The organism is Deinococcus hopiensis KR-140 (assembly GCF_900176165.1).
GTDB lineage: Bacteria > Deinococcota > Deinococci > Deinococcales > Deinococcaceae > Deinococcus > Deinococcus hopiensis.
The window spans coordinates 189509-214790 of the sequence record NZ_FWWU01000004.1; the positions used below are offsets into that span (position 1 = coordinate 189509).

Consider the following 25282-nt stretch of genomic DNA (forward strand, 5'->3'; position numbering starts at 1 on the left):
CCACACCTGTGGCCCCAGATTCAGCGGCGAACAGAGCGGAACGGTTCTGTTGCGGCCAGGCCGCCTTGCAATACCTCCAGCGCCACGCGCACAACATCGGGATCGAACTGCGTGCCCGCCTGCACTTCCAACTCGTGAAGCGCTTCCTCATGCGTCCAGGCACGCTTGTAGGGCCGCTCCTGCGTAAGCGCGTCGTAGACGTCGGCCACCGCCACGATGCGCCCGGAGATCGGAATCAGCGGCCCGCCCAGTCCCCGGGGATAGCCCTTGCCATCCCAGCGCTCATGGTGCGTCAGGGCGATTTCTTCGGACAGCCGGAGCAGTTCGGACAGCCCGCCCGACAGGATGCGGGCCCCGATCAGGGTGTGCGTCTGCATCTGGACATACTCGGCGGGCGTCAGTTTGCCCGGCTTGAGCAGAATGCTGTCGGGAATGCCGATCTTGCCCACGTCGTGCAAACGCGCGGCGATCCCCAGCAGTTCGGCCCGGGCGTCTGGCCACCCAAGCGCCCGGGCAATGTGGGTGACCGCGTGTCCCACACGCCAGGTATGCTCGCCGGTCGTGTCGTCGCGGTACTCGGCAGCCATGGCGAGACGGGTGACGACCTCGTGCTGAGCGCGGGCAAGTTCTGCCGTACGCTCCTGCACCAGCCGCTCGGCCGTACGCCGGGCCTCGTGCTCCACTTCAGTCCGCATGCGGTATACGTCTGCGTCCCGCCGGGCCCGCTCCACCTCGAACTGGATGGTCAGGTTGCGGGTCTGCCGGTCCCGCTCGGCATCGAACAGTTCTCGCTCGATGCGCCGGAGCTGCTCACTGTGTTCCAGGGCTTCTGCAGGCCACCCCAGACGCTTGTACAGCTCCGAAAGCGCCTCGTGCGCCGACGCTTCCTCCTTACGAAACTGCGCCTGCACCGCCAGGCCCAGGCTGGCCCGCAGTTCCTCGCGGGCCTGCTCGAGCTGTCCGCCCGTCAGGTGCAGTTGACCCAGGTGCAAGCGGGCGTTGAGTTCGCCTTGGGTAGAGCCGATGGACAGGGCCATCTCCAGCGCCTGGGCATAGCTCTGGCGCGCAAGATCGTGTTCCCCGGTTTTCTGGTAGAGAGAGCCGAGGGTGTCGAGGACTTCCAATTCAAGAACTTGATACCCCAGCTGCTGCGTTAGCCGTAGAGCGTCCTGCAGATACCGGAGAGACTCCGTCCATTGTTCATCCTGCAGACAAAAGCCGCCCAAGTTCAGTAGGGCTGCCGCCTCGTTAAATTTACTTCTGCTAATTACCGCCGTCTGATGCGCGGACTCCATCATCTTAATGGCCAGGGTATTATCCCCATTTAGATGATGTGCTGTTGCCAGATTGTGCAGAATGTGTATTTCTGTTTTTGAATCCTGAGGGTGAGATTGATAGATCCTGTATGCATTTGAAAGGGTTGATATGGCCTCTCCATACTGCCCGAGCCAATTCTGTATATTTCCTATATTGCTTAGGCATTGCAACTGCCCAGTAATATTTTCTTCTTCTTGCCAGAGGTTAAGAGAGTGGTTCAACAGACGCAATGCATCTCCAGCATTTCCCTGCTGATGATATGTACCAGCCAACAAGTTGAGGGCGGTCGCATGAATATTTTTAGCTTTTGAAGAAGAGATGGCCGCCGTGCGTTCTATAGATAACTGTAGATGAGTCTGAGCTTCCTCGAATTGTCCCAGGTTCAGCGAAATGCGTCCCAAGTGACTATGCGCCTCGGCCTCTTCCAAAATATTGCCGAGATGCTGATAGAGAGTTGCAGCCTCCAGCAACTTTACCCTTGCTTCCGCTAGCTCAGCTTGAGCGAACAGCACACGGCCCAGCAACAACAATGAACTGGCCCGGTACCCCATGTCTCCAATCCCGTCGGCCACACGGCAACAGGACTGCGCAAGCACGAGCGCTTCTCGGGGGTCAGCTTCCAACAATTCCAGAACAGCACGTTGCAAAGCTTCGATTCGCTCTGCAACGTGGGATGGGGGCGACGACGTCAATGCCTGGTCGTCAGGAAGCATGAATGATCGCCCGCTTAGTGCTGGATGGAGTCGTCCAGGAACTTGGAGAGGTCGAGGCGGCCTTTCGGACCGAGCATGCCTTTATAGGCGTCGTTCGCACCACCGTTATATACATCAAAGGCCGTCCCCGCCATCTTGGCTGTCAGGTCCTTCAACGCCACCGTCCGCTGTTGCCCAAGGGCCAGGGCCAGGCCACCGGCGGCCATCGGGGCGGCCATCGAGGTGCCGCTCCAGGCCACCATTCGGTTTTCAGGGGCTGGCCCATAGACGTTCTCGCTGGGGGCAACCAGTTCCAACGAACGGCCATAGTTGGAGAAGGTGGATTTTAGGTCCGATAGATCGACGCTTCCCACACTCAAGGCGTATTCGCCACTGCCCTTTTGCGTGGCGTTGGCTGCCGGATAAGTCAGGACGTTCTGGTTCTCGTTCCCGGCTGACGCCACAACCAGAATGCCCTGTGCCGTGACTGTATTGATGGCGCTTTGCACCACAGTGGAGTTCTCGGCACTCCCCAGACTCAGATTAATGACATTGGCTCCCCTCGCCGCAGCCCACTGTATCGCTTGGGCTACCATTACCGCGTCGCCCGACCCGTCGGAGCCCAGCGCGCGGATCGGCATGATCCTGGCCTTGGGAGCGACTTGCAGGACTATGCCAGCAACGCTCGTACCGTGCCCATATGCACCGTTTCCCAGGATGCCCTCTTCCTGAGGCACATTGTCGTTGCCGTAGAAGTCCCGCCAGGTAGAAGAGTCTGTTAAAGAGGCCTGGAAGGCAGGGTGCTGAAGGTCAATGCCAGTATCAATGACGGCGACGGTCACGCCTGCGCCAAGATTGGAGGCCAACGCTTGCGCTTGCTGCAGGTTGACTTTTTGCCAGAGGGAGGTGTTTGCGGGGAGATTTGCATATACGCCGCCCGCCCAAACCCCCACCACACCGCCGGCCCACACGCCTACAATGCCGCCCGCCCAAACCCCCACCACACCACCGGCCCACACGCCTACAACGCCACTCCCGCTAAAAGCGTCCCTATTCGGCTCGATCTGCACGCTGCGGTCGCCCAGAGGCTTCAGGCGAGAAAGAGCCTGTACACCGCGGTCCAGTCCAACCAGTGCCGTGCATGACGCCGCGACGCCCGCCGCGCAGCCTGAGTCGTTCCACTCGATTACCGTCCCTCCCAGAATGCGGGCCACGGATTCACGGGTATCCCCCGCCTTGAGCGGTACGGAAGCCACGGAGTCGTAGCGGGGAGCAGAAGCGGTGTCGGGCGTTGTAGGCAGGGTGCTTGAGCAGGCGCTGAGCAGGAGTAAGGTCAGAAGACCAAATGCAGGGGTGGAGCGGCGTCTTGCAGGCACGGAAGCCTCCTCGCGTGATTAGGCAGTTGCCATGAGAATACTATAAAAACCCTTCTCTGACTGCTTTCACACACTGTTTCTGGGAAATGCCAAGGAAGTTACCTGCCCTCTGTCATTTCTCTGACCATAATGTCTGATCCGTGCTGTTCAGGGCCCAGTGAAACTTCACAAGGCTACCTTCTGGTTGCCTCCTTTCCGGCAGAGTCCCCTGCTAAACCGTGCAGCCATTGCCCATTTGCTCAAAGCATATGGATGTATTGAAGCTAAAATTGACAATTAACAAGATTTTTCTGCTACACTTGTGACCGTCGAACCTCTCGCGAGTCCCTCACTCTGTCCCGCTGGCACCAGGGGCAGCCCGCCGTGTTCCGGCTGCCCCCGGTGCCGAGAGACCTCACGCACCGCCCGGTTCTGCTGTACCGCGCCGCCGCGCTTCACTTCCCACTTTCCCCCTGCTCCTGGAGACTCCATGCCCCCGATTCTGCCCGTCTACACCGGTTACCTCGCTGATCCCTTCGTTCTGGCCGAAGGCGGACTGTATTACGCTTACGGCACCGGCATGCACGGTGAGGATGGAGGCCGGGCTTTCGAGGTGCTGTCCTCGCCGGATCTGCGGACCTGGACCTCGCATGGGGGCGCGCTCGTGCCTTACACCCCGCAGCGGTTGGACTACTGGGCCCCTGAGGTGGCGAAGAGTGGCGGGCGCTTCTACATGTATTACTCGGCGGGCGAGGGGGACCGGGGACACCACATCCGGGTGGCAGTCTCGGACAGTCCGCTGGGGCCTTTTGTGGATCAGGGCCTGAACCTGACGCCGAACGAGCCTTTCGCCATTGATCCGCACCCCTTTCAGGACGAGGACGGGCAGTGGTACCTGTACGTCGCCAAGGATTACCTGGAGGGCGAGCGGGCGGGCACGGCGCTGGCCGCCGCCCCACTGCGCAACATGACCGAACTGGCAGGGGAGTTGCAGCCGGTGCTGCGCGCTACGGCCGACTGGCAACTGTTTCACCGCGGCCGCGAGATGTACGGCCGGACCTTGGACTGGCACACGCTGGAAGGCGCCTTTGTGCTGCGGCGCGGCGGGCGTTACCACCTGTTCTACTCGGGCGGCAACTGGACGAACGAGACGTACGGGGTGGGTCACGCCGTCGCGGATCATCCCCTGGGGCCCTGGCGCGAGGATCAGGTGCGGCCCGCCGTGCTGTGGACGCAACCCGGCGTATTGATTGGCCCGGGGCACAACTCGGTCGTGCGTGGACCGGGAGGACAGGACTACCTCGTGTTTCACGCCTGGGACAGCGGCCACCAGCACCGGCAGATGCACGTGGTGCCGCTGAACTGGCCGGACGGGGTACCGGTGGCGGACCTGTCGGGCGAAGTGGTGGCCCTGGGCTGAGGGCGCTGAGGACCTGGAGAATCAGGCGGGGCCGCGTTGCCGGTTTCCCGGCGCATCTCCCCGCCCTATTCCGACAATCGCGCCGCCCAACCCCGGGGAGGTCCTATGATCGTTGCGACGCCCCACGGCGTTCGGGCTTCGGGCACATAGCTTTCGCCGCCGCACGCCTCCCCGGGTTCAAGCACGGCCGGTTAAAATGGCCCGTTCAGAGAGGAACGCTTCCCATGACCCAGACGACTCCATACCAGCGCGCCGAGTTCCGCAAACCGGACGGGCGGTTCCTGTGGCTTTACAGCCGCCGTCCCATCGCCGTGCAGGGGCCCGTCCCCTCGCCGGGCAACGAACCTGTGCGCGCCACCCCGCAGCAGCGCTGGCATCCCCTGCGCGGCGAATGGGTCATCTACGCCGCGCACCGTCAGGACCGCACCTTCCTGCCGCCGGCCGAATACAATCCCCTCGCGCCTACCCATGACCCCGAACACCCCACCGAGCTGCCCCAGGGCGACTACGACATCGCGGTGTTTCAGAACCGCTTTCCCAGCCTGACCCTGGCGGCCCCCGAGCCCGACCCGGTGCCCGGCACCGTCAACCGCCCCGGCACCGGCGAGTGCGAGGTCGTGGTGTTTACGCAGGACGCGGGGACCAGCCTGCACCAGCTGCCGGTGGAGCACGTCAAGCTGCTCGTGGACGTGTGGGCAGACCGCACCTCTGCGCTGGGCGAACAGGACAAGATTCAGTACGTGCTGCCCTTCGAGAACAGGGGCGTGGAGGTGGGCGTCACGCTACACCACCCGCACGGGCAGATTTACGCCTATGACCACGTGCCGCCCGTCCAAACCCGCGCGCTGGAACTGGCTGGAGCGCACCTCGCTGAACACGGGGAGCCCTGGGCGGCCACCTTCCTACGCGAGGAACTGGAAAGCGGCCAGCGGTTGGTGTCGCGCAATGAGGGCGCGGTGGCCGTGGTTCCACCCTTCGCGCGCTACACCTACGAGACGTGGCTGCTGCCCGCCCGCCCCGCCGCGCGGCTGTCGGACCTCAGTGACGCCGAGCGCCTGCATTTTGCGGCGCTGCTGAAGGAGACGCTCGCACGGCTCGACGCCCTCTTCGGGGTACGGATGCCGTACCTGATGACGGTTCATCAGGCCCCCACCGACGGGCAGGCGCACGAGGAATGGCCGCTGCACATCGAGATTTACCCCGCCCTGCGTGCCAAGGGCAAGCTCAAATACCTGGCGGGCACCGAGCAGGGCGCGGGCCTGTTTGCCAACGACTCGCTGCCCGAGGTCAAGGCGAAGGAACTGCGGGAGGTGACGCTGTGATCCGCACCGGCACGGCGGGCGATTACCTGAGCCACTTCGGCGCGGCCCCGGAGGTGACGGCCCACGCCCCGGGCCGGGTCAACCTGATCGGCGAACACACGGATTACAACGACGGCTTCGTGCTGCCCAGCGCCATACCCCAGCAGGCGGTGATCGGCCTGAGCCGCCTGGAGGGAGACGGGGTGGAGGTCTACGCCAGCGATCTGAACGAGGCGCGCGCGTACCGTCTGGGCGAAGAAACGCAGACGCACTCCTGGATCGACTACGTGCAGGGCGTGACGCAGGAACTCGTCCGGGACGGACATAAGCTGACGGGCTTTCGCGCCCATATTCGCTCGGACGTGCCGTTCGGCTCGGGGCTGTCGAGTTCGGCAGCCCTGCTGGTGTGTCTGCTGCGTGGGCTGCGCGAGCTGTTCGGTCTGCCGCTTGACGACGTGCAGGTGGCGCAGCTCGCCCGCCGCGCTGAGAATGGGCTGGTGGGGGCGAACGTGGGCATCATGGACCAGATGGCCTGCTCGCTGGCGCAGGTGGGCGAGGCGCTGTTCCTCGACTGCCGGGACCTGACCTTCGAGCGCCTGAAGCTGCCGGAAGACATGGACCTGGTGGTGCTGCATTCCGGCGTCGAACACAACCACGCCGCGGGCGACTACAACACCCGCCGCGCCGAGTGCGAGCGGGCCTGTGAGTTGCTGGGCGTGGCGAGCCTACGGGAGCTCGGTGTGGAGGATCTGGAGCGGGTAAATGCCCTGCCGGAGCCTCTGAACCGCCGTGCGCGGCACGTCATCACCGAGAACGCCCGGGTGCTGGAGACGGTGGCGGCGCTGCGGGCGGGCGAACTCGGGCGGGTGGGCGAGCTGTTCACAGCCTCGCACGCTTCCATGCGGGACGACTATCAGGTGTCGGTGCGGGAGGTGGACCTGATCGTGACGCTCGCGGAAGCCGAGGCGGACGTTTACGGCGCGCGGCTGACCGGCGGCGGCTTCGGCGGCAGCGTGGTCATGATTGCCCGCCACGGCACGGGCCGCCGCGCGGGCGAGCGGGTCGCTGCCGAGTACGCCCGGCAGACGGGACGCACGCCGCGGTTGCTGATGCCAGCGCACTAAAGGGACGAAACGTTTGGGCCGCCCGGGCAACGTTGCCTGGGCGGCCCATCGCCGTTTCGGTCTCCGGGCTTCCCGGAAGAAGTCCTTGCGTTTGATCTTGACCATTCGCCCGTCGGGACGGTCCCCCTTGGAGCGGGTCTCCAGGTACGCCTTCAGGCCCCTGAAGTCACGGTGGGCGTCCGGCAGCTTCTCCTCCCCGTGCCAAACGAAGGTGAGGCGCTCAACGCCGTTGGAATCGCCCTGAATGCGGGGACCCACAGGTTCATGGGTGCCGCCGGGCAGGCCCCGAGCAGCGGTCGAGGCCTCACGCTGAAACCGGTCGTCCGGTCCTCACCGACGGGGACCGGGCCGGGCGAGTGACCGGTCTGCCCGCCGGGCGCCGGCTGGGCGCGCCCGAAGCCCGGGGGCGGCGTGCGACCCGCTTTCGCGGCGTAGCGGCGAGCGCGCTTTCCGCCTCGCGCCACGCCGCTCGCGCCGTTCCATCTGTGGATGGCGACGCCGCGGCCCGGTTCCGGGGACGTGCCCGTCCCGCACCAGCGGGTCGCTCCCATCGTTGTGCTGGAAAAGATCTCGATACGCCCAATGTGCCGCCAAGGGCGCGGGCCGGGCAGCGCTGCCCGGCCCGCACGTTCAGCCCGTCACTCCCCCGTGTCGTGCTGCTTGCGCTCGCGCCAGCGGTGGGAGTAGCCGAAGGGGTTCATCGCCGGGTCGATGGTCATCTCGCGGGCAGTGCGCTTGCCCTGGGTGGCGCGCGCCAGGGCGAGCAGGTCGGCCTTGGGGCGACGGTATTCGTCGAGTAGGCCGTTTTTCTCCTGAAAGGTGTCGGTGAGCTGGGTGTAGCAGAAGCCCGACAGGCCCCGGCTGTCGTGAACGGCAGCGAGGAGCGCCGTGTAGTCGTTCAGGAAGTCGCTGGCGTCCTCGGACTCGCTGTAGCCCCAGCCGCTCTGGCTGTCTTGCATGATGGCAATGCCGCCGAACTCGGACAAGACCACCGGCTGCTCAACCATTTGAAAGCCCGACACCGTGATCACGCGGTCGCCGGGGCGCTGGCGCTCGATGCTGCTGCGGGTGGCTTCCAGCGTGCCGTAGCGCTCCAGCAACACGCCCGGATCGTCGGCGTAGTCGTGGACGGTGAGCAGATCGGTTGCCACATGCTCCCAGCCGTCGTTGCCGATCACCGGGCGGGTCGGGTCCAGCGTCTTGGTGAGGTGGTACAGCGCCCGCACGTAGTCGCGGTGCGCGGCGTTGGTGGGCAGGTCCGGCACGCCCCACGACTCGTTGAAGGGCACCCACGCGACGATGCACGGGTGCGAGCGGTCGCGCTCGATGGCCTCGGTCCATTCCTTGGTCAGGCGCTCCACCGAGCGGGTCGTGAAGCGGTAGGGACTGGGCATCTCCTCCCACACGAGCAGGCCCAGCACGTCGCACCAGTACAGCCAGCGGGGGTTCTCGATCTTCTGGTGTTTTCTGGCGCCGTTAAAGCCCAGCTGCCGGGTGAGTTCCACGTCGTGGCGCAGCTCCTCGTCGGTGGCGGTCATCAGCGACTCTGGCCAGTAGCCCTGGTCCAGCACCATTTTGAGGTAATAGGGCCGCCCGTTGAGCATGAAGCGGTTGCCCTGCACGTCCACCGAGCGGATGGCCGTGTAGCTCTGCACCCGGTCCAGCACCGTGTCGCCGCGCAGCAGCTCCACGTCCGCCTGAATGAGGGTGGGGTGGTTGGGACTCCACAGCAGCACGTTGCGGAAGTCGTCGATGCCGGGGTCCGGCAGGGCGATGCGGCGCGACACCTCATCGCCGACGACCGAGTAGCGGTCGTCGGCGATGAGCTGGCCCTCGTGGGAGAGACGCACGCGCAGCGTCAGGTCCGTGGGAACGCTGCCGTGCGCGCCGGTGTTGACCCTCGCCTCCACGCCGATTTCCCAGCGCTCCATGTGCGAGGTCCAGTGCAGGCTCTCCACGAAGTGCTCGGGCACGCTCTCCAGCCACACGGGCTGCCAGATGCCGGTTGTGCGCGGGTACCAGATGGAGTGCGAATGCAGCAGCCAGTCCTGCTTGCCGCGCGGCTTGGCGAGGTCCGCCGGATCGTCCTCGGCGCGCACGATGATCTCCAGCGTGTCACTCTCGCGCGCCCGCTGGGTCACGTCCGCCGTGAAGGAGGTGTGGCCCCCCTCGTGGGCCACGACGAGGCGCCCGTTGACGTACACGCGCGTCGCGTAGTCAACGGCTCCGAAGTGCAGCAGCAACCGGCCCTGGCGCTCATGCTCTTCCAGGGTCACGGTGCGGCGGTACCACACCGCGCGGTGGAAGCCCTCGTCGTGAAGGCCGCTCCGGACGCTTTCGGGCGGGTAGGGCACCTGAATCTCGCGGTCGAAGGTCACGTCCTGCGGGGTGCGCCAGCGGGCCTCGTCGTCGAAGGCGAACTGCCACGTGCCGTTCAGGTCACGCCAGGCCGCGCGTTCCAGCAAAGGATTGGGGTGGGAGGAGTACTTCAAGGTGGTCTTCCTGGGGGCGTGAGAGCGGGTAGGGAGAAGGCCGACTCCACCGGCGACACGCCGGACGGGAAGCCAGCCTGAACGGACAGCGCCCTCACCGCGCCGGCAGGGCGGGTCTTTCGGGCACAGGCCCCGGCATGCTACACGATGCGCCCCCGCGCCCGCGTTGAGGCAAACTGTCGGTTCCGGTCACACCCCTCATCAAACTGGGGCCAGCACAACGGGCGGCGCCTTGCCCGAAGGGTGGCCCTCAGCCCCGCTCCGTCCGCCGCGCCCACATCCACAGGGCCCCAAACAGCAACAACGCGGCGAGCGAGACGGCCGCCACGACGTTCCGCACAAATTCGACAGTCTTGACCTGCAGGGGATACAGGCCGTGCTCGCGCAAGTACGCCTCGCTTACAAAGCGCGCGCCGTTCTCGCCGGTACCGGGGAGGAAGGCCTTCTCGTCACGGATGATCACGCGCTGCGGGGAGCCCAGCGGCGTGCCGGGGCCGCCGTCTCCGCCGAACAGGGCCTCGGCGTTGGCAGAGGGCTCAACGCGCTGAACGAGGGCCGCATGCTGGGTCATTCCGCCGCTGACAAGGACGCTGATGGGCAGCGCCAGCAGCGCGAGCACGGCCAGGGTGCCGGCGAGGCGGCGCAACAGGCGAAGCCGGGGTGGGGACGCGCGCATCGGCTGGCCTTCCCCACTCACTTGCTGCTGGCGATAAAACGCACCACAAGGTCGAGGTCGTTGCTCACGCGTCCGGCAGCGATCTGGGGGTGCTTGACCCCGTAGTCGCTGAGCTTCACGCCAAACTTGACGCTGACCGCCAGCACGTCACCCTTCAGCCCCACCGCGCGCGTCAGGTCACCTTCCGGCGTGTAGCGCACAGTGGCGTCGGCCGTCACAGGACGGGTCACGCCGTTCATGGTCAGATTGCCACTTACCCGGTATTTCTCACCGCTGAGGTGGGCCACCTTGGTCGCCGTAAACTTCACGTCAGGCTGCTTATCAAAGTTTAGCCAGGTGGCAGACTTCATATCCCTGTTGCGCAGGGCGATGCCCGTGTCGATGGTGGTGCCGTCGATGGTCACCGTCCCGCCGCCCGTCTTGGAGGCTGGATCGAAGGTCAGGGTCCCGCTGACCTTGTTCGTCCTGGCCGTGAAATTCTCCACGGCTGTCTCGCTTTCGACCGTCAGCACGTTGAGGTTCTCGGATTTTGTCGCCACTTCGAACTTCACGGGAGCGGCGAGGGCGGTCGGGGCGGCCAGGAGGGCGAGGAGCAGCAGGCGGGCAGCGGGGAATCGTGACATGACGTGGCCTCCGGGGCCCGGAAATGCGGGCCGGATCAGGGGAATGGAGTGGGTTGGAACGATCGGAGCGCCTCACTTCAGGAAACGTTCAACGTGAAGACACTGTAGCCGTTCCCACTGGGCGGAGCAATGACCGCCTCGGACTCCGGCATGTCTTTTTCTCCCGAGCGGCGCAAGGCTCAGACCGGCTCTCGGCGAGCGCGGAAGGTCTGGGGCGACACACCGCTGGCTGCCTTGAAGGCGCGGCTGAAGTGAAAGGGGTCGGCAAAGCCCAGTCGGACGGCCACCTCCTTGACAGACATGTCCGTGAAGCTCAGCAGGCGGCGGGCTTCGAGTATTCGGCGGTCCTGGATCACCTGCTTGGCGTTCTTGCCCAACGTCGCGTGCGTCAGGCGGGAGAGGTGCCGCGCCGAAACGTTCATGGCCTGGGCGTAGTGCTCCACCCCCTGCTGCCGCACGAAGTCGCGTTCCAGCAGGGCGAGGAAGCGCGGCAGGTCGCGCCATTCCTGGGCCGGGCCCACCCGACTCGCTTCGCGCGCCGCCCGCCCAACCAGCGCGAGCAGCGCCTCCAGCAGGGGCCGCAGCAGGGAAAGGTCGCCCGTCACCTCCGCCCGCCCGTACTCGGCGAGCATCAGGCGCAGCAGGGTCACGCCCTGCCCGTGCAGGTCCTCACCGAGCGTGAATGCCTGATCGCCCGGCGCGTAGTTGAACACGAGCTGATGCGGAGCATGTTCGCCGGGGGCGGCAAACAGCTCCTCGGTAAACGACACGACGAAGCCCTGGAGGTCCTGGGTTTGCTGAAAGGCGTGGACCTGCCCCCGGGTGATCACCGAGACGCTGGGCGGGCGAAACTCGATCATCCGCCCGTCGATGGAGTGGACGCCCGTACCCGACTCCAGCCACAGCAACTCCTGAAAGTCGTGGCGGTGGGGCCGGAACACCTGCCCTGGGGCGGACGTGGGCACCGTAATGGGCTCCACCACCAGCGGGAGGGTCCTGTTGCGCAGCGGCACGTACTGAATGGCAGGCGGCGCCTTCACGGCGCCCAGAGTAGCGTCCCCCCGTGAGGGCGAGATTCGTACGTCCCGGCCGCCTCCGCCTGCCGCTATCATCCGGGCATGACCGGGATCATCGAGCAGGTACGCCTCTGGCAGCGGGGCGAGACGTCCCTGGACGAACTGACCCACGCCTTTGTGGGGCTGGACGAGCCTGGCGGCGAGGTGGGTGCGGCCATCACCGAGCTGTGCGGAGACGTGGGCAGAACGGGAAACGCACAGGAGGGCGACTGGAACAGCGCCGAGTGGCGCGCGGCGCTGCTGGGCTGCCGGGCCCGCACCTGGCCCACGCCGGGTCCGGCGGGACTGCTCGCGGGCTCCGGCCTGCTGATCCTCACCGACGGGCAGCAGGGCGTGGTGCTGCGGGAGGGCAACCAGCGCTGCCTGCCCCGCGCGATCTGCCCGTCCCTGCTGCTGCTCGCGCAGACCATCGTGATGGCTGACGACGCCCTCGACGCCCGTGAAGTGGATACCCTGCGCCAGCAGCGGACGCAGGCAACGTCGACGTCACTGTCGGAGATCGATCCGATTCGGTGAGCTGGTGAGGACCTGGGCCGTGGAATAAGGGCTGTTCTACGACCAACTGTCCACGGTTTCTCACGGAAACAGCGGCAGCGGCTTTTCGGGCAAGCTCACCCGGTCCCGTCCTGACGCCTTGGCGACGTACAGCCGCTCGTTCGCGAGCTGCAGAAGGTCTTCCAGGGTATGGGCGTCCGTACTCAAGGCCACGCCGAGGCTGGCAGTGACCTGGGGAAGGCCCGGTTCTCGCAGCCGCCGCACGGCGAGCCACAGGCGGTACGCCTCGGCCTTGGCCCCGCGTTCGTCCACGCCGGGGAGCAGCGCCAGAAACGCGTCGCCGTCCCAGCGCGCCACCCGGTCCCCGGCGCGCACCTCCTGCCGCAAGGACCGGGCCACCGCCACCAGCAGGGCGTCGCCCACCGCGTGGCCGTAGCGGGTGTTGACCTGCTCGAAATAGTCGAGGTCGAGCAGCACCACCGCGAAGTTGCGCTCCTGGCCCCAGCCCGGCCCCCCGCCGGCAAGCGCGCGGCGCAGGTGGGCGTACAGCTCGGGGCGGTTGTCCGCGCCGGTGAGCGCGTCGGTCCGCGCCAGTCCCCGCATCAGCGCCGCTTCCGCCCGCTCGGCGCTGAACCGGCCGATATACCCGCTGGCCGCGCCCACCAGCGCGAGGGTCAGGCCCACGGCGATGAGGTGGGGGAGCACCCCTGGACCGTCCTGCCACGAGGCCAGAGCGAACAGCCCGAACAAAAGGGCTGCGTAGCGCAGCGCCTCGCCCACGCGCAGCACGGCGAAGGCGGCCGAACCCAGGGCCAGCAGCGCGAGCGGCAGGAGGGACGTGGAGGTGGGCGCTGGGGGCGTCCGGAACAGGGCCACGCCGAGGCCGGTACCGAACGCCAGCAGCAGACCCCGGTCCACCCACCCCAGTGGCACCCGCGTGAAGCGCAGCAGGGCGGCCGTCAACGCGCAGACCACAGCGAGGACGGCGCTCCCCAGATCACCGTGACCGGACGCGAGAACGCCGCACAACCCCAGGCAGAGCGCGCCGGCGACGAGGGCCACTCCCCCGCGCCGCCGCGCCTCTGCCCCACCCGGCTCATGCATGGAGGCCCTGCTCTGGCACGCCGTCCAGCCTACGCCCCCGCGCCTGTCAGATTCCTCTCGCGCCTCTCCCGGCGGGCCCGTACACTGCGGGGATGAACGCCGGACCCCCACCCCTCGCCTCGCCGCCGGAGTTCCGGGCAGAACTCGGGGCCCTCGTGCGGCTGGCGGGTCCGGTCGTCGTGTCGCAGTTTGCCTCGAACGCGCTCGCGCTGGTCAGTACGGCCGTGATCGGGCGGCTGGGTGAGGGCCCGCTCGCCGCGGCCGCCTACGCAAACGCCACCTATTACCTCGTATTTATCGTCCTGATTGGCGTGATGCTGTCGGTGGGCCCCCGCGCCGCGCAGGCGCACGGGGCAGGAAACGCAGCGGGCGTGGGGCAGACGCTGCGGGCCGGACTGTGGTTGGCGCTGGGCCTGGCCCTGGTGGCCCTGCCGCTGATGTGGGGGGTGGCGGCGCTGCTGCCCCGCTTCGCGCCGGAGGGCATCCGGGCAGACCTGGCCGCCACCTACCTGCGGGTCTACGCGCTGGGCATGTGGCCGGTGCTCGCCTTCACGGCCCTGCGCGGCACGCTGGAGGGCACCGGACAGCCGCGGGTGGTCACGGCCACGGCGCTGGGCGGTGTGGCGCTCGTCTCGCTGCTCAGCCCCGCGCTCGCCTTCGGCTGGGGACCGCTGCCCGCACTGGGCCTGGGGGGCGCAGCGGCGGCGAGCGCCGTGGCCTCGTGGGTCATGGCGCTGACCCTGCTGCCCATCACCCTGCGCCGCGCGCCCCACGCGCCGGACGGCCCGGCCCGGCCCGCCGAGGCCCTGCGCTCGGAGGTGGCGGCCCTGCTGCGGCTGGGCTGGCCCATCGGCCTGACCCTGGGCGCGGAGGGCGGGATGTTCAGCGTCACGGCGCTGCTGATGGCCCGCTTCGGTGGGGAAGCGCTCGCGGCGCACAACGTGGCGCTGCAGGTCATCACCGCCGTGTTCATGATTCCGCTGGGCCTGGCGACGGCCACCGGGATCCGGGTGGCCCACGCGGCGGGAGCCGGAGCCTGGGCAGGGGCCCGGCGTGCGGGTCTGACGGGCATCGGACTGGCGGCGGGCGTGATGCTGGGCTTTGCGGCGCTGGAGCTGCTCGCGCCGCGCGCGGTTCTGGGCGTATTCGTGAATGTGCGCGACGCGGGCAATGCCGGGCTGCTGGGCACCGCCGCCGGCCTGCTGGCCATCGCGGCCCTGTTTCAGACCGTGGACGGCGTGCAGGTCACGGCCAACGCGGCCCTGCGCGGCCTGCACGACACCCGCGCCCCCCTGCTGATCTCGTTGGGCGCGTACTGGGTGGTGGGGTTGGGCCTGGGGTCGTGGCTTGCGTTCGGGCTGGAGCTGGGGCCGCGCGGCCTGTGGTTCGGGCTGACTGCCGGGCTGTTCACGGCGGCGGCGGCGCTGCTGGGACGCTTTTTGCACCGGACGCGCCCCCGCCAGAATGGAGAGCAGGCGGGCCAGATCCCGGACGGGTCCACCCGCGGAACCTAAGGTCCGGTCTGCGCCGTCACTGCCCTTCCCCTCACGAATTGCTCTATTCTGGAACTGAATTTCTATGGGCTCTTCCGGCCAGCTCACCTCCGCAGCTCCAGGCGTTGACACCGCCCGGCTGGAAGCGCTGTTGACTGAGATCGAAGCGCGCCTGCTCACGTCCGCCCAGGGCGCGCTGCACTTGATTGCGGAGGCCGAGGCGCTGACCTTGCCGGACTCGCCTGTGGGCGGCCAGCTGCTGTGCCTGCGGGGCGCGGCGCTGTTCTACTGCTCGGAGATAGAGGCTTCGGCGGCCTCATTTGCGTCGGCGCGGGCCCTGGGGCAGCGGCTTGGAGACGCGGCGTTGGAGGCCCGGGCGCTCAACGGCCTGGGCAACGTCGCGAGTCAGCGCGGCGACTACGTGGGCACGCTGGAGCATTTCCTGGAAAGTGCGCGTCTGGCCGGCGCAGTGGGTGACGAACAGGGGCGGCTGCGCGTGCTGAACAACATCGGCGTCATCCGCGGCGAGCTCGGCGAGTACGAGGAAGCGCTGCGGACCCACCGCGAGGTGATCGAGGGCACCCGGCGCATTGGAGACCCCCTCCTCGAGTCGAGCGCCCGGGCAAACGCGGTGATGGACCTCTGCCTGCTGGGCCAGTACGGAGCGGCCATCGCCCTGGCCGACGAGCAGCTGCTGGCGCTCAGCAAGGCGGGCGTGCGGCAGCACGAGGTGGTGGTGCAGACCTACCGCGCCGCCAGCCTGCTGGAACTCGGGCAGTTGGAAGAAGCCCTCGCTGCCGCCGAGCGGGCGCAGCCCCTCGCCGAGGAGATCGCGGATCACGACCACCTCTGCCGCCTGCTCGTTACCCGGGGCCGGGCGCTGCAGGGTCTGGGCGAGGGCCAGGCCGCCACCACCGTGCTCACCCGGGCGCTGACGCTGGCGCAGGACCTGGAGTTCCGGCTGCACGAGCGCGACGCCCACCGGGCGCTCAGCGACGTGCAGGAAGCCCTGGGAAACCTACCGGCGGCGCTGATGCACCTGCGCGCCTACCTGGCCCTGCAGCAGGCCATTCACGCGCAGCATGTGGACCGCCGGACACGGCTGCTGACCGCCCAGTTCCAGCTTGAAGCGCTGCGGCGCGAGGCTGATATGGAGAGGCTGCGCTCCGAGCAGCTGACGCGCGACAACGCGGCGCTGCGCCAGGACCACCAGCTGCTCGCCCACCGCGCCGCGCACGACACCCTGACGGGGCTGGCCAACCGGGCGCATTTCCAGGCCGAGGTCTCGCGCACCCTGCGCCGCGGCGCGGACGCGGGCGAGGGCGGCATGAGCGCCGTGCTGTTTATCGATCTCGACGGCTTCAAGGCCGTGAACGACGCCCTGGGTCACGATCTGGGCGATGAACTGCTGCGCCAGGTGGGCGCGCGGCTGCGCCAGCACACGCGGCGGGGTGACCTGATCGCAAGGCTGGGCGGCGACGAGTTCACGGTGCTGCTGCGCGAGCTCGAGGAAGCGCAGGACGCGACGCGGGTCGGCGAACAATTGCTCGGAGCGCTGTGCGAGCCCTTCACCCTGGACGAACACCAGGTGTCGGTCACCGCGTCCATCGGGGTCGCCGTCGCGCCGGCGGACGGCAGCGACCTGACAACCCTGCAAAAGCACGCCGACGCCGCCATGTACCGCATCAAGCATTCGGGCAAGAATGGGGTGGGCCGCTTCAGCGGGAGCTTTCCGGGCACGGACCAGCGCAACCCGGCGTAAGGGTGGGGACCGGCCGCGATTGCCGCAGGCCGGTCCCCACCGCGAAACAGCGGCGTTTACTGGCGCGTCATGGACAGCGCGGTGGCCGCTCCCCCATTCACCCGGTAGGTGCCGGTAAAGGTCTTGCCGCTGAAGGTGCCGTCGATGCTCAGCGCACCGAAGATGGTGCTCGGCACATTGAGGGTGGCGGTATTGTCCGCGCCGCGGTTGCCCGTGAAGTCGGTGGGCACCGTGTCGGCGTTGTCGAGGTTGACGGTGCCTGTGAGCCGGCCGCTGCTGTCGCGGACGACGGCAGTGAAGGCGGCCGGTCCCTGCGCGGTGTTCAGGGTGCCCTTCCAGGTGCCGGACGCGTCGTAGGCCGGGGAGGTGCCGGACGAACAGGCGCTCAGCGCCAGGCTGCCCGCGGCGAGGAGGGTGAGGGGGCGCAGGGTCTGGGATAAGAAGGGCATATTCATGACCACTCCAGCGTAACCCAAGAGCATTTCCCTGGGTGCGGCAAGTGCGCCGCCAAAAGGGCAGAACGGATCCGTTCGCGGCGTACCCCTCACCGGGGGTATACCCGCCAGAACGCAAAACCCAGGTGTCCACGCAGTTTTCTGACAAAGCACCGCGTAGACTGGAGGGGTGTCAGCACTGCCGCAACAAGACGAACTCCAGCGCCTGGAAGCTCTGGCACGCTATGAGATTCTGGACACCCTGCCTGAGGAGGCCTTCGACCGCATCGCCAACCTCGCGGCGCGGCTGTTTGGAACACCCATCGCCCTCGTCTCGATGGTCGACGAGAACCGGCAGTGGTTCAAGGCCTGCCTCGGGCTGGACCTGCGCCAGACCGACCGGTCGCTGTCTTTCTGCGCGCACGCGATTCTGAGCGAGGGCGTGATGGTGGTGCCCGACGCCACCCGGGACCCGCGCTTCGCCGGCAACGCCCTGGTCACCGGCGAGCCGAACATCCGCTTTTACGCCGGCGCGCCCCTCATCACGCCGGACGGCCACAAGCTGGGGACCCTGTGCGTGATCGACGACGTGCCGCGCGCCGGACTGAGTCCCGAAGAGCAGACCAACCTCTCGGACCTCGCCGCCCTCGTCGTGGACGAGCTCGAGCTGCGGCGGGCGCAGCGGGATCTGGAAAACGAGGCGCGGGCCAAAACCCAGATGGTGGCCGAACTGCGCCGGGCGACCGAGGCGGCGCAGCTGCACGTGGCGATGGCGGAGATGATGGAATACGACCTGGAGCTCTCGGAGCTGGTGCCGGCCATCGGGGAGCTCCTGGGGCGCGCCGCGAGCATTCATTGGCTGGGGCTGCACCTGCCCTCCGGGGACGGTCAGGTGACGACGTACAGCTGGTACGACCCCAGCGTTCCAGAAGCGTTCACGCAGAGGATGACCGAGGTGGGCATAGACGCCACACGCGGACTTCATCTGCGCCTCCAGCCCGACGCGCCCCTGTTTCTCGATCACGCGGAACTCGGGGGTCAGGGGAGCCTCAACCCCGCCCTGACCGAGACGGGCGTGCGCAGCATGGCGTGGTTTCCCCTGGCCCTGATGGGCGGCGCGCGGGCCCTCGTCACGTTTGCCCGGTTCGCGGACCCCGTGCTCTGGCGTCCCGATGACCAGCGGCTGCTGCGCTCCGCCTCCCGCACCCTGAACGTGTCCGTCACCCGGCGCGAGCAGTTGCGGAAGCTTGAGGTCCTCGCCTTTGTCGACAGCCTGACGGGTCTGGGCAACCGCCGGGCACTGGAGCGCGACCTGCAGGCCCGGGTCTCGGCTGGGAAAGCGTTTGCGCTGAGCCTGATTGACCTCGGCGGCCTCCAGGCGATCAACGAGGCCGAGGGCTACGAGCGCGGCGACGTCCTGCTGCACCTGTTCGGAGAAGCCCTGCAGACCCGGCTGGGCGACTCGGGCACCGCCTACCGCCTCAGCGGCGACGAGTTCGCCCTGCTGACCGCCAGTGACCGCTCCGCCTCACCTCACGTCGAGGAGGCCCTCGGGCTTGTCCGGGGCGCAGGCTTCGAGCTTTCCGGGGTGCGGACAGCCTCGGTCCACTCGCCCGAGAACGGCACCGACGCCCAGGCTCTCTTCTCGGCGGCCGGCACCCAGCTCTACGACACCCGCCAGACGGGCGGCCAGGAAGAACCCGACCCCCCAGCTGCTCCCGGCGACCGCGCCCGGGTCACCCCCGCCAAGAGGGCCGCCCCCCTGTCGCTCGGGCCCCTGAGCCTGCAGGACAACCGGGTCCGGTCCGGCAACAGCGCCGTGAAGCTTACCCGCCACGAGGCGGAACTGCTCGCTGTACTGATGCGCCATCCGGGGCAGGTCGTCTCGCGCGAGGCCCTGACCCGCGAGGTCTGGGGAGCGGCGTCCACTCCCGGCAGCAACCCGGTCGAGGTGCACATCTTCAATCTGCGCCGCAAACTGCGCCAACTGACCGATGAGGTGGGTGTCCAGACGGTGCGCGGCCAGGGCTACCTCCTGCAGGGAGATCTGGGAGGCGCGTAGGCGGGCCGCGCCCGGCGCAATGTTTTCCCCGGAGGGGGAGCGGTCCGTCAGGAGTCGTCCGCTTCCCCCCGTGGTTTGCGGGCGTCCACGATCAGCGACACGAAGCCCAGCTGTCCGCCTGCGTTGCGGTGGTCCAGCCGCAGGGAGCGGTAGATGGGCCCGGCCTCAAGGTCCCAGTCGCGGGTATGAAACTGCCCGGCGTCGTCGCAGTACTCGAGGAGCGTGACTTCGAAGCCAGCGCCCCGAAACACGTCCACGAAGGTGCGCCAGTCGTACACGAGCTTGTGGTCCGCCGCCGGATGATCGGCGGGACCGGGACCGCCCACCTGGACCAGCCGCTGGTAGTCGGGATCGGGAAAATTCACGTCCGGCACAGCGCAGCGCAGGTGGCCGCCGGGTTGGAGGAAGTCGGAGCACAGCCGGGCGGCCTCGCGTCCTTCCTCCAGGGTCAGGTGTTCCCAGACATGCTCGCAGAGAAAGGCGTCGGCCCGGCGCTCCCCGAAAAAGCGTTCGAAGGAGGCCCGGTCCAGCAGGTCCAGGTCTTCTCGCTGCGTGGGAATCCAGCCCGGCCAGCGCTGCTCCCCCGCCCCGAGAATGATCCGGCGTGAAGCGGGGACCGCATCGTCGGGCGAAGGGCACATGCGCCGATTGTGCCGCAGATCTACTCTGCCTGTCCGACCAACAACCGCCCACCGCTGACGTCCAGCGTGACCGGGCCGCCCGTGAACATCTCGCCCGTCACGGCGTCGCGGTACGTGCCTCCAGGGAGGCTGAAGGTCACCTCGTGCGGGGCATCGAGGCGGCTGGCAGCGGCGACGGCCCGCTCGGTCCGGCCATCCCCGTGGGTGAATTCGCGCAGGAAAGCCACGGCATCGGCCTCGGCGTGCAGGAAGCGCAGGTTGCCCTCATGCAGGGCGTGGGTGGCCCGCCGGGCGTGGATCAGGGTCCGGACGTGGGCGCGCAGGTCGTGGTCCCACTTCGCCTCGTCCCAGGGCATCGCCTCACGGCACCACGGCATGTTTCCCGAGCGGCTCTGGGTCACGCCGACCTCGGTGCCGTAGTAGGTGCAGGGCACGCCGGGATAGGCGAGGAGCAGCGTGAAGCCCGCCAGGAAGCGCGTCCGGCTCTCCCCCACCCGGTACAGCGCCCGGCCGATGTCGTGAGATTCGAGCACGTTGAACATGCTCAGGGCGATCTGGGGCGGCAGGGCGTGGTAGGCGTCCCACAGGATATCGGCGAGTTCGGCGCCCTCCAGTCGGCTGGGCTCGTCGCAATGGGTCTGGCCGCTAAGCCAGGTCATGACGGGCAGGCCAAAGCCGTGGTAGTTCATGCTGCCGTCCTCGCCCTCGCCGCCCAGCGCGTGCTCGGCGTCGTAGAAGCGCTCGCCGAAGACGTAGGCGTCGCTGCGCTCCTGCCGCGCGGCGCGCTTAAGCTCGGCGTGCATCGCCACGTTCTGCTCATTCGTGCCGTCCACGCCGATCATGTGCGCCACGTCCAGGCGCCAGCCCGCCGCTCCCCGCCGCAGCCAGTGGCGCACCACGCTTTCCTCACCGCTGAAAAACTCCTGTACCGCGCGCTCGGAGCGGTAGTCGATCTTGGGCAGCGTGGGCAGGTCGAAGAAAGCGTGGTATGGCGGCTTTCCAGCCTCACTGCGCCAGGTGAACAGTTCGCGCTCGGGGGCCTCCTCGCGCTCCATCGCGGCGAGAAACAGGGCGTTCTCGTTGCCCACGTGGTTGAACACGCCGTCAAGCACCAGGCGCATGTCGGCTGCCCCCGCCGCCTCTACCAGATCGTCCCAGGCCGCGTCGCCCCCGAGATGGGGGTCCACGTGCCGGTAGTCGGTGATGTCATAACGGTGATTGGAGGGCGAGACGAAGATGGGCGTGAGCCAGAGGGCATTGACGCCGAGGTCTTTCAGGTACGGCAGCGCCTGCACCACGCCGGGCAGGTCGCCGCCGTAGTGACCGTGGATGTCGCCCCATTTGTCGATGGGCTGCTCCCAGGGCACCTGCTCGACAGTCCGGCCCTCGTAGAAGTATTCGCCGGTCCGCACGCTGTTTTCCGGATCGCCGTTGCGAAAGCGGTCCGGGAAGATCTGGTAGAAGACGCTCTTCCAGGCCCACTCGGGCGAGACGTGCCCGGCGAGGTACTGAAACCAGTTGCGAAAGCCCCGGCGGGTGTGGTGCAGGCCCAGCATGGTGAGGTTGAGGTGGTCGTCGGGCAGGCGCAGCTGCCAGGCGTAGCGCACCCGCGCCTCGCAGACGGGCAGCTCGGCTTCGAACCAGCGGCCCGCCTCGCCGTGGGCGGCCAACTGCCCCGTGACCTCCTGCGTGGGCAGCAGCTCGATCTCGCCCACCCGTACCAGCTTGAGATGAACCGCTTCCACAGGCAGTGTGACGCGGATGCGGACGCGGACCGTCTGGCCCTGCGGGGCTCCAAGGCGCTCGGTGTAGGCGGGGGTATGGTCGTGCTGCGCGGAGAGTGACGCGAATACCGTCATGTCTTCGTTCCTCCTTCAGGGGAAAAGAGTTGGTGAGGGGAAAAACCCTCTCTCCCCGGCCTGCCCAAACGACATCGCCCGGCACACCTGCTCCCTCTAAAACAAGGGGGGGAGAAGGTCGTGCCGGGGGGGCAAGCGTTGCCTGTGTGTTGTTGTCAGGCAGTGTGCGCGAAGCGGGGCCGTCCGGTCAAGGGCCCCTCTGGGGGAGGGCGCCTGGGTGAACAACCCAGGCGCCTGGGCCGTAGGACCGGGCGGAGCCGAAGCAAAGTGGATAAACTCACCTCTCTCATCATGCACCGGGCTTTATAGTCTTCTTAGAGTGAACGCATCTGCGGCGGGACCCAACCCAAAACGCCTCCTGCTGGTGGATGACAACCCCGCCGACCTGGAACTGGCGCGGTACGCCTTTGAGGAGGCGGGCGTGGACGCTTCGAACATCGATATGGTGCGCGACGGTGAGGAGGCGCTGCAATACCTGCGCCGTCAGGGCGATTACGCGGGACGCATCACCCCCCACCCCACACTGGTGCTGCTGGACGTGAACATGCCGCGCCTCAATGGTGTCGAGACCCTTCAGCGGCTCAAGGCGGACCCCATCCTGCAAACCCTGCCCGTGGTCATGCTCACCACCTCCGGCCACGCCGAGGACATGGAGCGCAGTTACCGCCACGGCGCGAACGGCTACGTGGTCAAGCCCGTCGACCTCGCGGCCTTTCTGGAAGTCGCGCGCACGTTGCGGGCTTTCTGGATGAACATCAACTTGGCGTACACGTCGCCGAGATCCGCGACGCCAGCGGGACGGTAACGCCAGAAGGGCGAGGAGGTGCGGAAGTCGCCCCCACCACCTCCTCCCGCAGCACAAGCGGGGAGACCGGGCCCACCGCGTGCCCCCGCCCCGAGCTTCCTGTTCTGCACCAGGACGACGCCGGTGCGGCAGCCACCACGCAAGCCCTTGGGCAGCTCTTCGGGAGGTACGCCCGCTTCCTCCAGCACTCCACGAAGCGCGTCCCGGAGCAGCGTCTCGCTGTGGGCGCCGATGACGGTCCATGGGCCGCATCACGGCGGACCGGCCGTCCCCCCCTGCGCGGCGTCCACGCGGTGACTCTCGGCCCACAGGGACGCGAGGTGACCGCTCCGGCCAGACTGCTCCAGGGTTCTTTCAGGAACAGGGGAGAGACGGTTGAGAAAAGCGCGTTTAGCGCATGTGTCAACGTGCAGACTTCTTTTTGACCGATCCCAGCGAGCGGACTTGAATGCGCATGGAGGAGAATGACGCCGTGAGGGGTGCCCTTCCACGCGCCGCGCCATTCGGAGAAATGCTCTAGACCGTCTGAACGTCGCGCAGGACCTGCCCGAGTGCAGGAGGGAGACCGTCGCCGTGGCGGTCGGTGATCAGCGCGGAGACCCGGCTGAGCGGCGTGAGGTGGGCACGACTGACCTCACCGAGTTTGGAGTGGTCCGCCACCACGATCACTTGCGCGGCGTGCGCCACCATGCAGCGTTTGACCTCGGCTTCCTCGTGGTTGGCGTTGGTGACGCCGTGGATGGCGTCCACGCCATTGCACCCCAGGAACAGCCGGTCGGCGTGGATGTGGCGCAGCACCTCCAGCGCGTAGGGACTCACCAGCGAGTGCTGCAGGGGGCGTAAGGTGCCGCCCGTTACGATCACGCGGAGATTGGGCAGGCGTTCGAGTTCGAGGGCAATGTTAATTCCGGCTGTAACCACCGTCACGCCGCGCAGGGTGGGAGACAGGTGGCGGGCCACCTCAGTGGTCGTGCTGCCGACGTCCAGAAATACCGTTTCCCGGTCCTGCACCAGAGCGGCGGCCGCCTGGCCGATCCGGCGCTTGGCGTGGGCGTGCTGACGGCCGGCTTCCTCCAGGGGCGTTTCGCCCTGATTGCCCAGCGGCAGCCGAACGCCGCCACGCGTGCGGCGTACCTGACCGCTCTGCTCCAGGGCCTTCAGGTCACTGCGGATCGTCACTTCCGAGACGTGCAAAAGTTTTGAAAGCTCGGCGACGGGAACCTCTCCATAGCGCTGAACCAGCGACACGATTTCACCACGACGCGCTTCTAACAGGAACCCACCCTCCTTGTCCGACGCCCAGGGTCCGGAAGTAGAACTTTCAAATTTTTCTGAGCTTATTCAACTTCTTTACAGTCGTCAAGGCAAGGGGGAAGGTCCGTCACGGCCGCATACCCGGAGAGAACGCCCGCAGGAGGCCGGGCGCAGTACTGAAGCAGGCGCGCAGGGGATGACCACTGTGGATTCGGACGTCCATCTTGCCCAACCCACGAACAGCCGTTAACAGCTTCTGAACATTTGTTCACTTTCGACGGAGCGCCTCCAAAACTTCTGCTCGCTCTAAAAAGTGAGCGACGCAGCATGGTCCAGGCTGCGCCGAAAAGGCTCTGGCGTGCCGGGTTCCCCTCTCCTCAGCGAGGTTTACGGCGAGACGGCTCCGGGCGTCTTTGGGAGCCGCATTCCGATCGCTGGTATGGCGGGGGACCAGCAGGCAGCGACCTTCGGGCAGGCGTGCCTGTCGCCAGGCACGGCGAAAAACACCTACGGCACGGGCTGCTTCATGCCGATGAACACGGGCGGGGAAGCGGTGCCGAGCGCGAACAAGCTGCTCACCACGGTGGCCTGGCAACTGGAGGGAGCGCGGACCTACGCGCTGGAAGGCAGCGTCTTTGTGGCGGGCGCGACGGTACAGTGGCTGCGCGACAGCCCTGGCATCATCCACTCCAGCAGCGGGGTGGGGTGGCCCGCAGCGTGGACTCGGCGGAGGGCGTGTACCTCGTGCCGGCCTTCGTGGGGCTGGGCGCGCCGTACTGGGACCCCTACGCGCGGGGCACCCTGTTGGGCCTGACGCGCGGGACGACCGCCGCCCACATGGCCCGGGCCGCCCTGGAGGCGGTGGCCGATCAGACTGCCGAGGTGCTGAAAGCCATGCAGCAGGACACCGGCACTCCGCTAACCGAACTGCGCGTGGACGGCGGCAGCACGAATCACCTGACGATGCAGTTTCAGGCGGACCTGCTGGGCGTGTCCGTGATTCGCCCGCAGGTCACGGAAACCACTGCTCTGGGCGCGGCCTTCCTCGCGGGCCTCGCCGTCGGCGTGTGGCGCTCCCCGGCAGACCTGACCCGGCAGTGGCAGGGTGTTCGAGCCTGGCCTCTCGGCAGACGAACGCGCGGAGCGCATGCGGCGCTGGCGCCGCGCGGTGGAGCGCAGCCGGGCGTGGAGGGACCGGAGTGAGGGTGGCCCAGACGGTTCCAGATCATCCGTTCCGTCCCCTCCACCTCGCTTCGGCGCTTCCACACCCCTGCGCTACCGTTTTTCCTGCCCGCTC

The 25282-nt window shown here is 67.6% G+C and carries 19 protein-coding genes and 2 pseudogenes; 9 read left to right on the forward strand and 12 right to left on the reverse strand.

Features of this window, described 5'->3' with window-relative positions; all coding sequences use genetic code 11:
* Window positions 1-20: 20 nt before the first annotated feature.
* From B9A95_RS37520 to B9A95_RS04095, 3 genes and pseudogenes are all read right to left on the reverse strand, one after another.
* Window positions 21-1298 carry an HD domain-containing phosphohydrolase gene (locus B9A95_RS37520; RefSeq protein ID WP_245808126.1) on the reverse strand — a complete coding sequence of 426 codons (1278 nt, stop codon included), beginning with the start codon at window positions 1296-1298 and terminating at the stop codon, window positions 21-23.
* Between the two features lie 102 nt (window positions 1299-1400).
* Window positions 1401-2030: pseudogene (locus B9A95_RS37525) on the reverse strand (tetratricopeptide repeat protein); the annotation flags it as partial.
* 14 nt (window positions 2031-2044) lie between these two features.
* On the reverse strand, window positions 2045-3385 hold the full coding sequence (locus B9A95_RS04095) for a S8 family serine peptidase (protein ID WP_084045663.1): 1341 nt from the start codon (window positions 3383-3385) through the stop codon (window positions 2045-2047).
* Between the two features lie 469 nt (window positions 3386-3854).
* Between B9A95_RS04095 and B9A95_RS04100 the strand changes: the two genes are divergently transcribed.
* The 3 genes from B9A95_RS04100 (at window position 3855) to galK (ending at window position 7209) form a co-directional block, all read left to right on the forward strand.
* Window positions 3855-4784: a glycoside hydrolase family 43 protein gene (locus tag B9A95_RS04100; RefSeq protein WP_084045664.1), complete on the forward strand. Its 930-nt coding sequence runs from the start codon at window positions 3855-3857 to the stop codon at window positions 4782-4784.
* Between the two features lie 224 nt (window positions 4785-5008).
* Window positions 5009-6106 carry a galactose-1-phosphate uridylyltransferase gene (galT, locus tag B9A95_RS04105; RefSeq protein ID WP_084045665.1) on the forward strand — a complete coding sequence of 366 codons (1098 nt, stop codon included), beginning with the start codon at window positions 5009-5011 and terminating at the stop codon, window positions 6104-6106.
* Window positions 6103-7209 carry a galactokinase gene (gene galK, locus B9A95_RS04110; RefSeq protein ID WP_245808127.1) on the forward strand — a complete coding sequence of 369 codons (1107 nt, stop codon included), beginning with the start codon at window positions 6103-6105 and terminating at the stop codon, window positions 7207-7209. The genes galT and galK overlap by 4 nt, the downstream gene beginning before the upstream one ends.
* Before the next feature lie 638 nt (window positions 7210-7847).
* Here the strand turns inward: galK and B9A95_RS04115 are convergent.
* From B9A95_RS04115 to B9A95_RS04130, 4 genes are all read right to left on the reverse strand, one after another.
* Window positions 7848-9701, reverse strand: coding sequence for a glycoside hydrolase family 2 protein (locus tag B9A95_RS04115; RefSeq protein ID WP_084045667.1), 1854 nt, complete (start codon window positions 9699-9701; stop codon window positions 7848-7850).
* Window positions 9702-9951: 250 nt separating this feature from the next.
* Window positions 9952-10377 carry a hypothetical protein gene (locus B9A95_RS04120; RefSeq protein ID WP_084045668.1) on the reverse strand — a complete coding sequence of 142 codons (426 nt, stop codon included), beginning with the start codon at window positions 10375-10377 and terminating at the stop codon, window positions 9952-9954.
* Window positions 10378-10394: 17 nt separating this feature from the next.
* Window positions 10395-11000, reverse strand: coding sequence for a YceI family protein (locus tag B9A95_RS04125; RefSeq protein ID WP_084045669.1), 606 nt, complete (start codon window positions 10998-11000; stop codon window positions 10395-10397).
* Window positions 11001-11179: 179 nt separating this feature from the next.
* Window positions 11180-12040: a helix-turn-helix transcriptional regulator gene (locus tag B9A95_RS04130; RefSeq protein WP_170928410.1), complete on the reverse strand. Its 861-nt coding sequence runs from the start codon at window positions 12038-12040 to the stop codon at window positions 11180-11182.
* 78 nt (window positions 12041-12118) lie between these two features.
* Here B9A95_RS04130 and B9A95_RS04135 point away from each other — a divergent pair, with 78 nt between their 5' ends.
* A complete protein-coding gene (locus B9A95_RS04135; protein WP_084045671.1) occupies window positions 12119-12592 on the forward strand; it encodes a hypothetical protein in 474 nt (157 codons plus the stop codon).
* Between the two features lie 60 nt (window positions 12593-12652).
* Here B9A95_RS04135 and B9A95_RS04140 read toward each other — a convergent pair whose 3' ends face one another.
* Window positions 12653-13675: a GGDEF domain-containing protein gene (locus tag B9A95_RS04140; protein ID WP_084045672.1), complete on the reverse strand. Its 1023-nt coding sequence runs from the start codon at window positions 13673-13675 to the stop codon at window positions 12653-12655.
* A 92-nt stretch (window positions 13676-13767) separates the two neighbouring features.
* Between B9A95_RS04140 and B9A95_RS04145 the strand changes: the two genes are divergently transcribed.
* Entirely contained in the window at window positions 13768-15189 is a 1422-nt protein-coding gene (locus B9A95_RS04145; RefSeq protein WP_084045673.1) for an MATE family efflux transporter, read from the forward strand.
* Between the two features lie 130 nt (window positions 15190-15319).
* The gene (locus tag B9A95_RS04150; RefSeq protein WP_170928411.1) at window positions 15320-16930 is read left to right on the forward strand and encodes a tetratricopeptide repeat-containing diguanylate cyclase; all 1611 of its coding nucleotides are present in this window, start codon (window positions 15320-15322) and stop codon (window positions 16928-16930) included.
* Between the two features lie 56 nt (window positions 16931-16986).
* Here the strand turns inward: B9A95_RS04150 and B9A95_RS04155 are convergent, their stop codons facing one another.
* Window positions 16987-17385 (reverse strand): hypothetical protein, encoded by a 399-nt coding sequence (locus tag B9A95_RS04155; RefSeq protein WP_084045675.1) that lies wholly within the window; start codon window positions 17383-17385, stop codon window positions 16987-16989.
* A 169-nt stretch (window positions 17386-17554) separates the two neighbouring features.
* Here B9A95_RS04155 and B9A95_RS36060 point away from each other — a divergent pair, with 169 nt between their 5' ends.
* Window positions 17555-19426 carry a winged helix-turn-helix domain-containing protein gene (locus tag B9A95_RS36060; protein WP_084045676.1) on the forward strand — a complete coding sequence of 624 codons (1872 nt, stop codon included), beginning with the start codon at window positions 17555-17557 and terminating at the stop codon, window positions 19424-19426.
* Between the two features lie 47 nt (window positions 19427-19473).
* On the opposite strand, the gene B9A95_RS04165 is transcribed toward B9A95_RS36060, so the two are convergent.
* Together B9A95_RS04165 and B9A95_RS04170 are read right to left on the reverse strand one after the other, a co-directional pair.
* Complete coding sequence (locus B9A95_RS04165) at window positions 19474-20067, reverse strand: class I SAM-dependent methyltransferase (RefSeq protein ID WP_084045677.1); 594 nt, start codon at window positions 20065-20067, stop codon at window positions 19474-19476.
* Between the two features lie 20 nt (window positions 20068-20087).
* A complete protein-coding gene (locus tag B9A95_RS04170) occupies window positions 20088-21926 on the reverse strand; it encodes an alpha-amylase family glycosyl hydrolase (protein WP_084045678.1) in 1839 nt (612 codons plus the stop codon).
* Between the two features lie 319 nt (window positions 21927-22245).
* Between B9A95_RS04170 and B9A95_RS04175 the strand changes: the two genes are divergently transcribed.
* Window positions 22246-22731 (forward strand): response regulator, encoded by a 486-nt coding sequence (locus tag B9A95_RS04175; protein WP_084045679.1) that lies wholly within the window; start codon window positions 22246-22248, stop codon window positions 22729-22731.
* A gap of 516 nt (window positions 22732-23247) precedes the next feature.
* Here the strand turns inward: B9A95_RS04175 and B9A95_RS04180 are convergent.
* Window positions 23248-24072, reverse strand: a complete 825-nt coding sequence (locus B9A95_RS04180; protein ID WP_425429910.1) for a DeoR/GlpR family DNA-binding transcription regulator — start codon at window positions 24070-24072, stop codon at window positions 23248-23250.
* Between the two features lie 292 nt (window positions 24073-24364).
* On the opposite strand from B9A95_RS04180, the pseudogene B9A95_RS35015 reads away from it, so the two are divergent.
* A pseudogene (locus B9A95_RS35015) lies at window positions 24365-25189 on the forward strand (FGGY family carbohydrate kinase); the annotation flags it as partial.
* Window positions 25190-25282: the final 93 nt, after the last annotated feature.

What these genes read in the sequence shown, in the direction of transcription:
- B9A95_RS04155 (WP_084045675.1), bottom strand. Translation starts at nt 17,385, where the DNA reads ATGAATATGCCCTTCTTATCCCAGACCCTGCGCCCCCTCACCCTCCTC.
- B9A95_RS04125 (WP_084045669.1), bottom strand. Translation starts at nt 11,000, where the DNA reads ATGTCACGATTCCCCGCTGCCCGCCTGCTGCTCCTCGCCCTCCTGGCC.
- B9A95_RS04170 (WP_084045678.1), bottom strand. Translation starts at nt 21,926, where the DNA reads ATGACGGTATTCGCGTCACTCTCCGCGCAGCACGACCATACCCCCGCC.
- galT (WP_084045665.1), top strand. Translation starts at nt 5,009, where the DNA reads ATGACCCAGACGACTCCATACCAGCGCGCCGAGTTCCGCAAACCGGAC.
- B9A95_RS04140 (WP_084045672.1), bottom strand. Translation starts at nt 13,675, where the DNA reads ATGCATGAGCCGGGTGGGGCAGAGGCGCGGCGGCGCGGGGGAGTGGCC.
- B9A95_RS37520 (WP_245808126.1), bottom strand. Translation starts at nt 1,298, where the DNA reads ATGATGGAGTCCGCGCATCAGACGGCGGTAATTAGCAGAAGTAAATTT.
- B9A95_RS04145 (WP_084045673.1), top strand. Translation starts at nt 13,768, where the DNA reads ATGAACGCCGGACCCCCACCCCTCGCCTCGCCGCCGGAGTTCCGGGCA.
- B9A95_RS04100 (WP_084045664.1), top strand. Translation starts at nt 3,855, where the DNA reads ATGCCCCCGATTCTGCCCGTCTACACCGGTTACCTCGCTGATCCCTTC.
- B9A95_RS04135 (WP_084045671.1), top strand. Translation starts at nt 12,119, where the DNA reads ATGACCGGGATCATCGAGCAGGTACGCCTCTGGCAGCGGGGCGAGACG.
- B9A95_RS04120 (WP_084045668.1), bottom strand. Translation starts at nt 10,377, where the DNA reads ATGCGCGCGTCCCCACCCCGGCTTCGCCTGTTGCGCCGCCTCGCCGGC.
- B9A95_RS04165 (WP_084045677.1), bottom strand. Translation starts at nt 20,067, where the DNA reads ATGTGCCCTTCGCCCGACGATGCGGTCCCCGCTTCACGCCGGATCATT.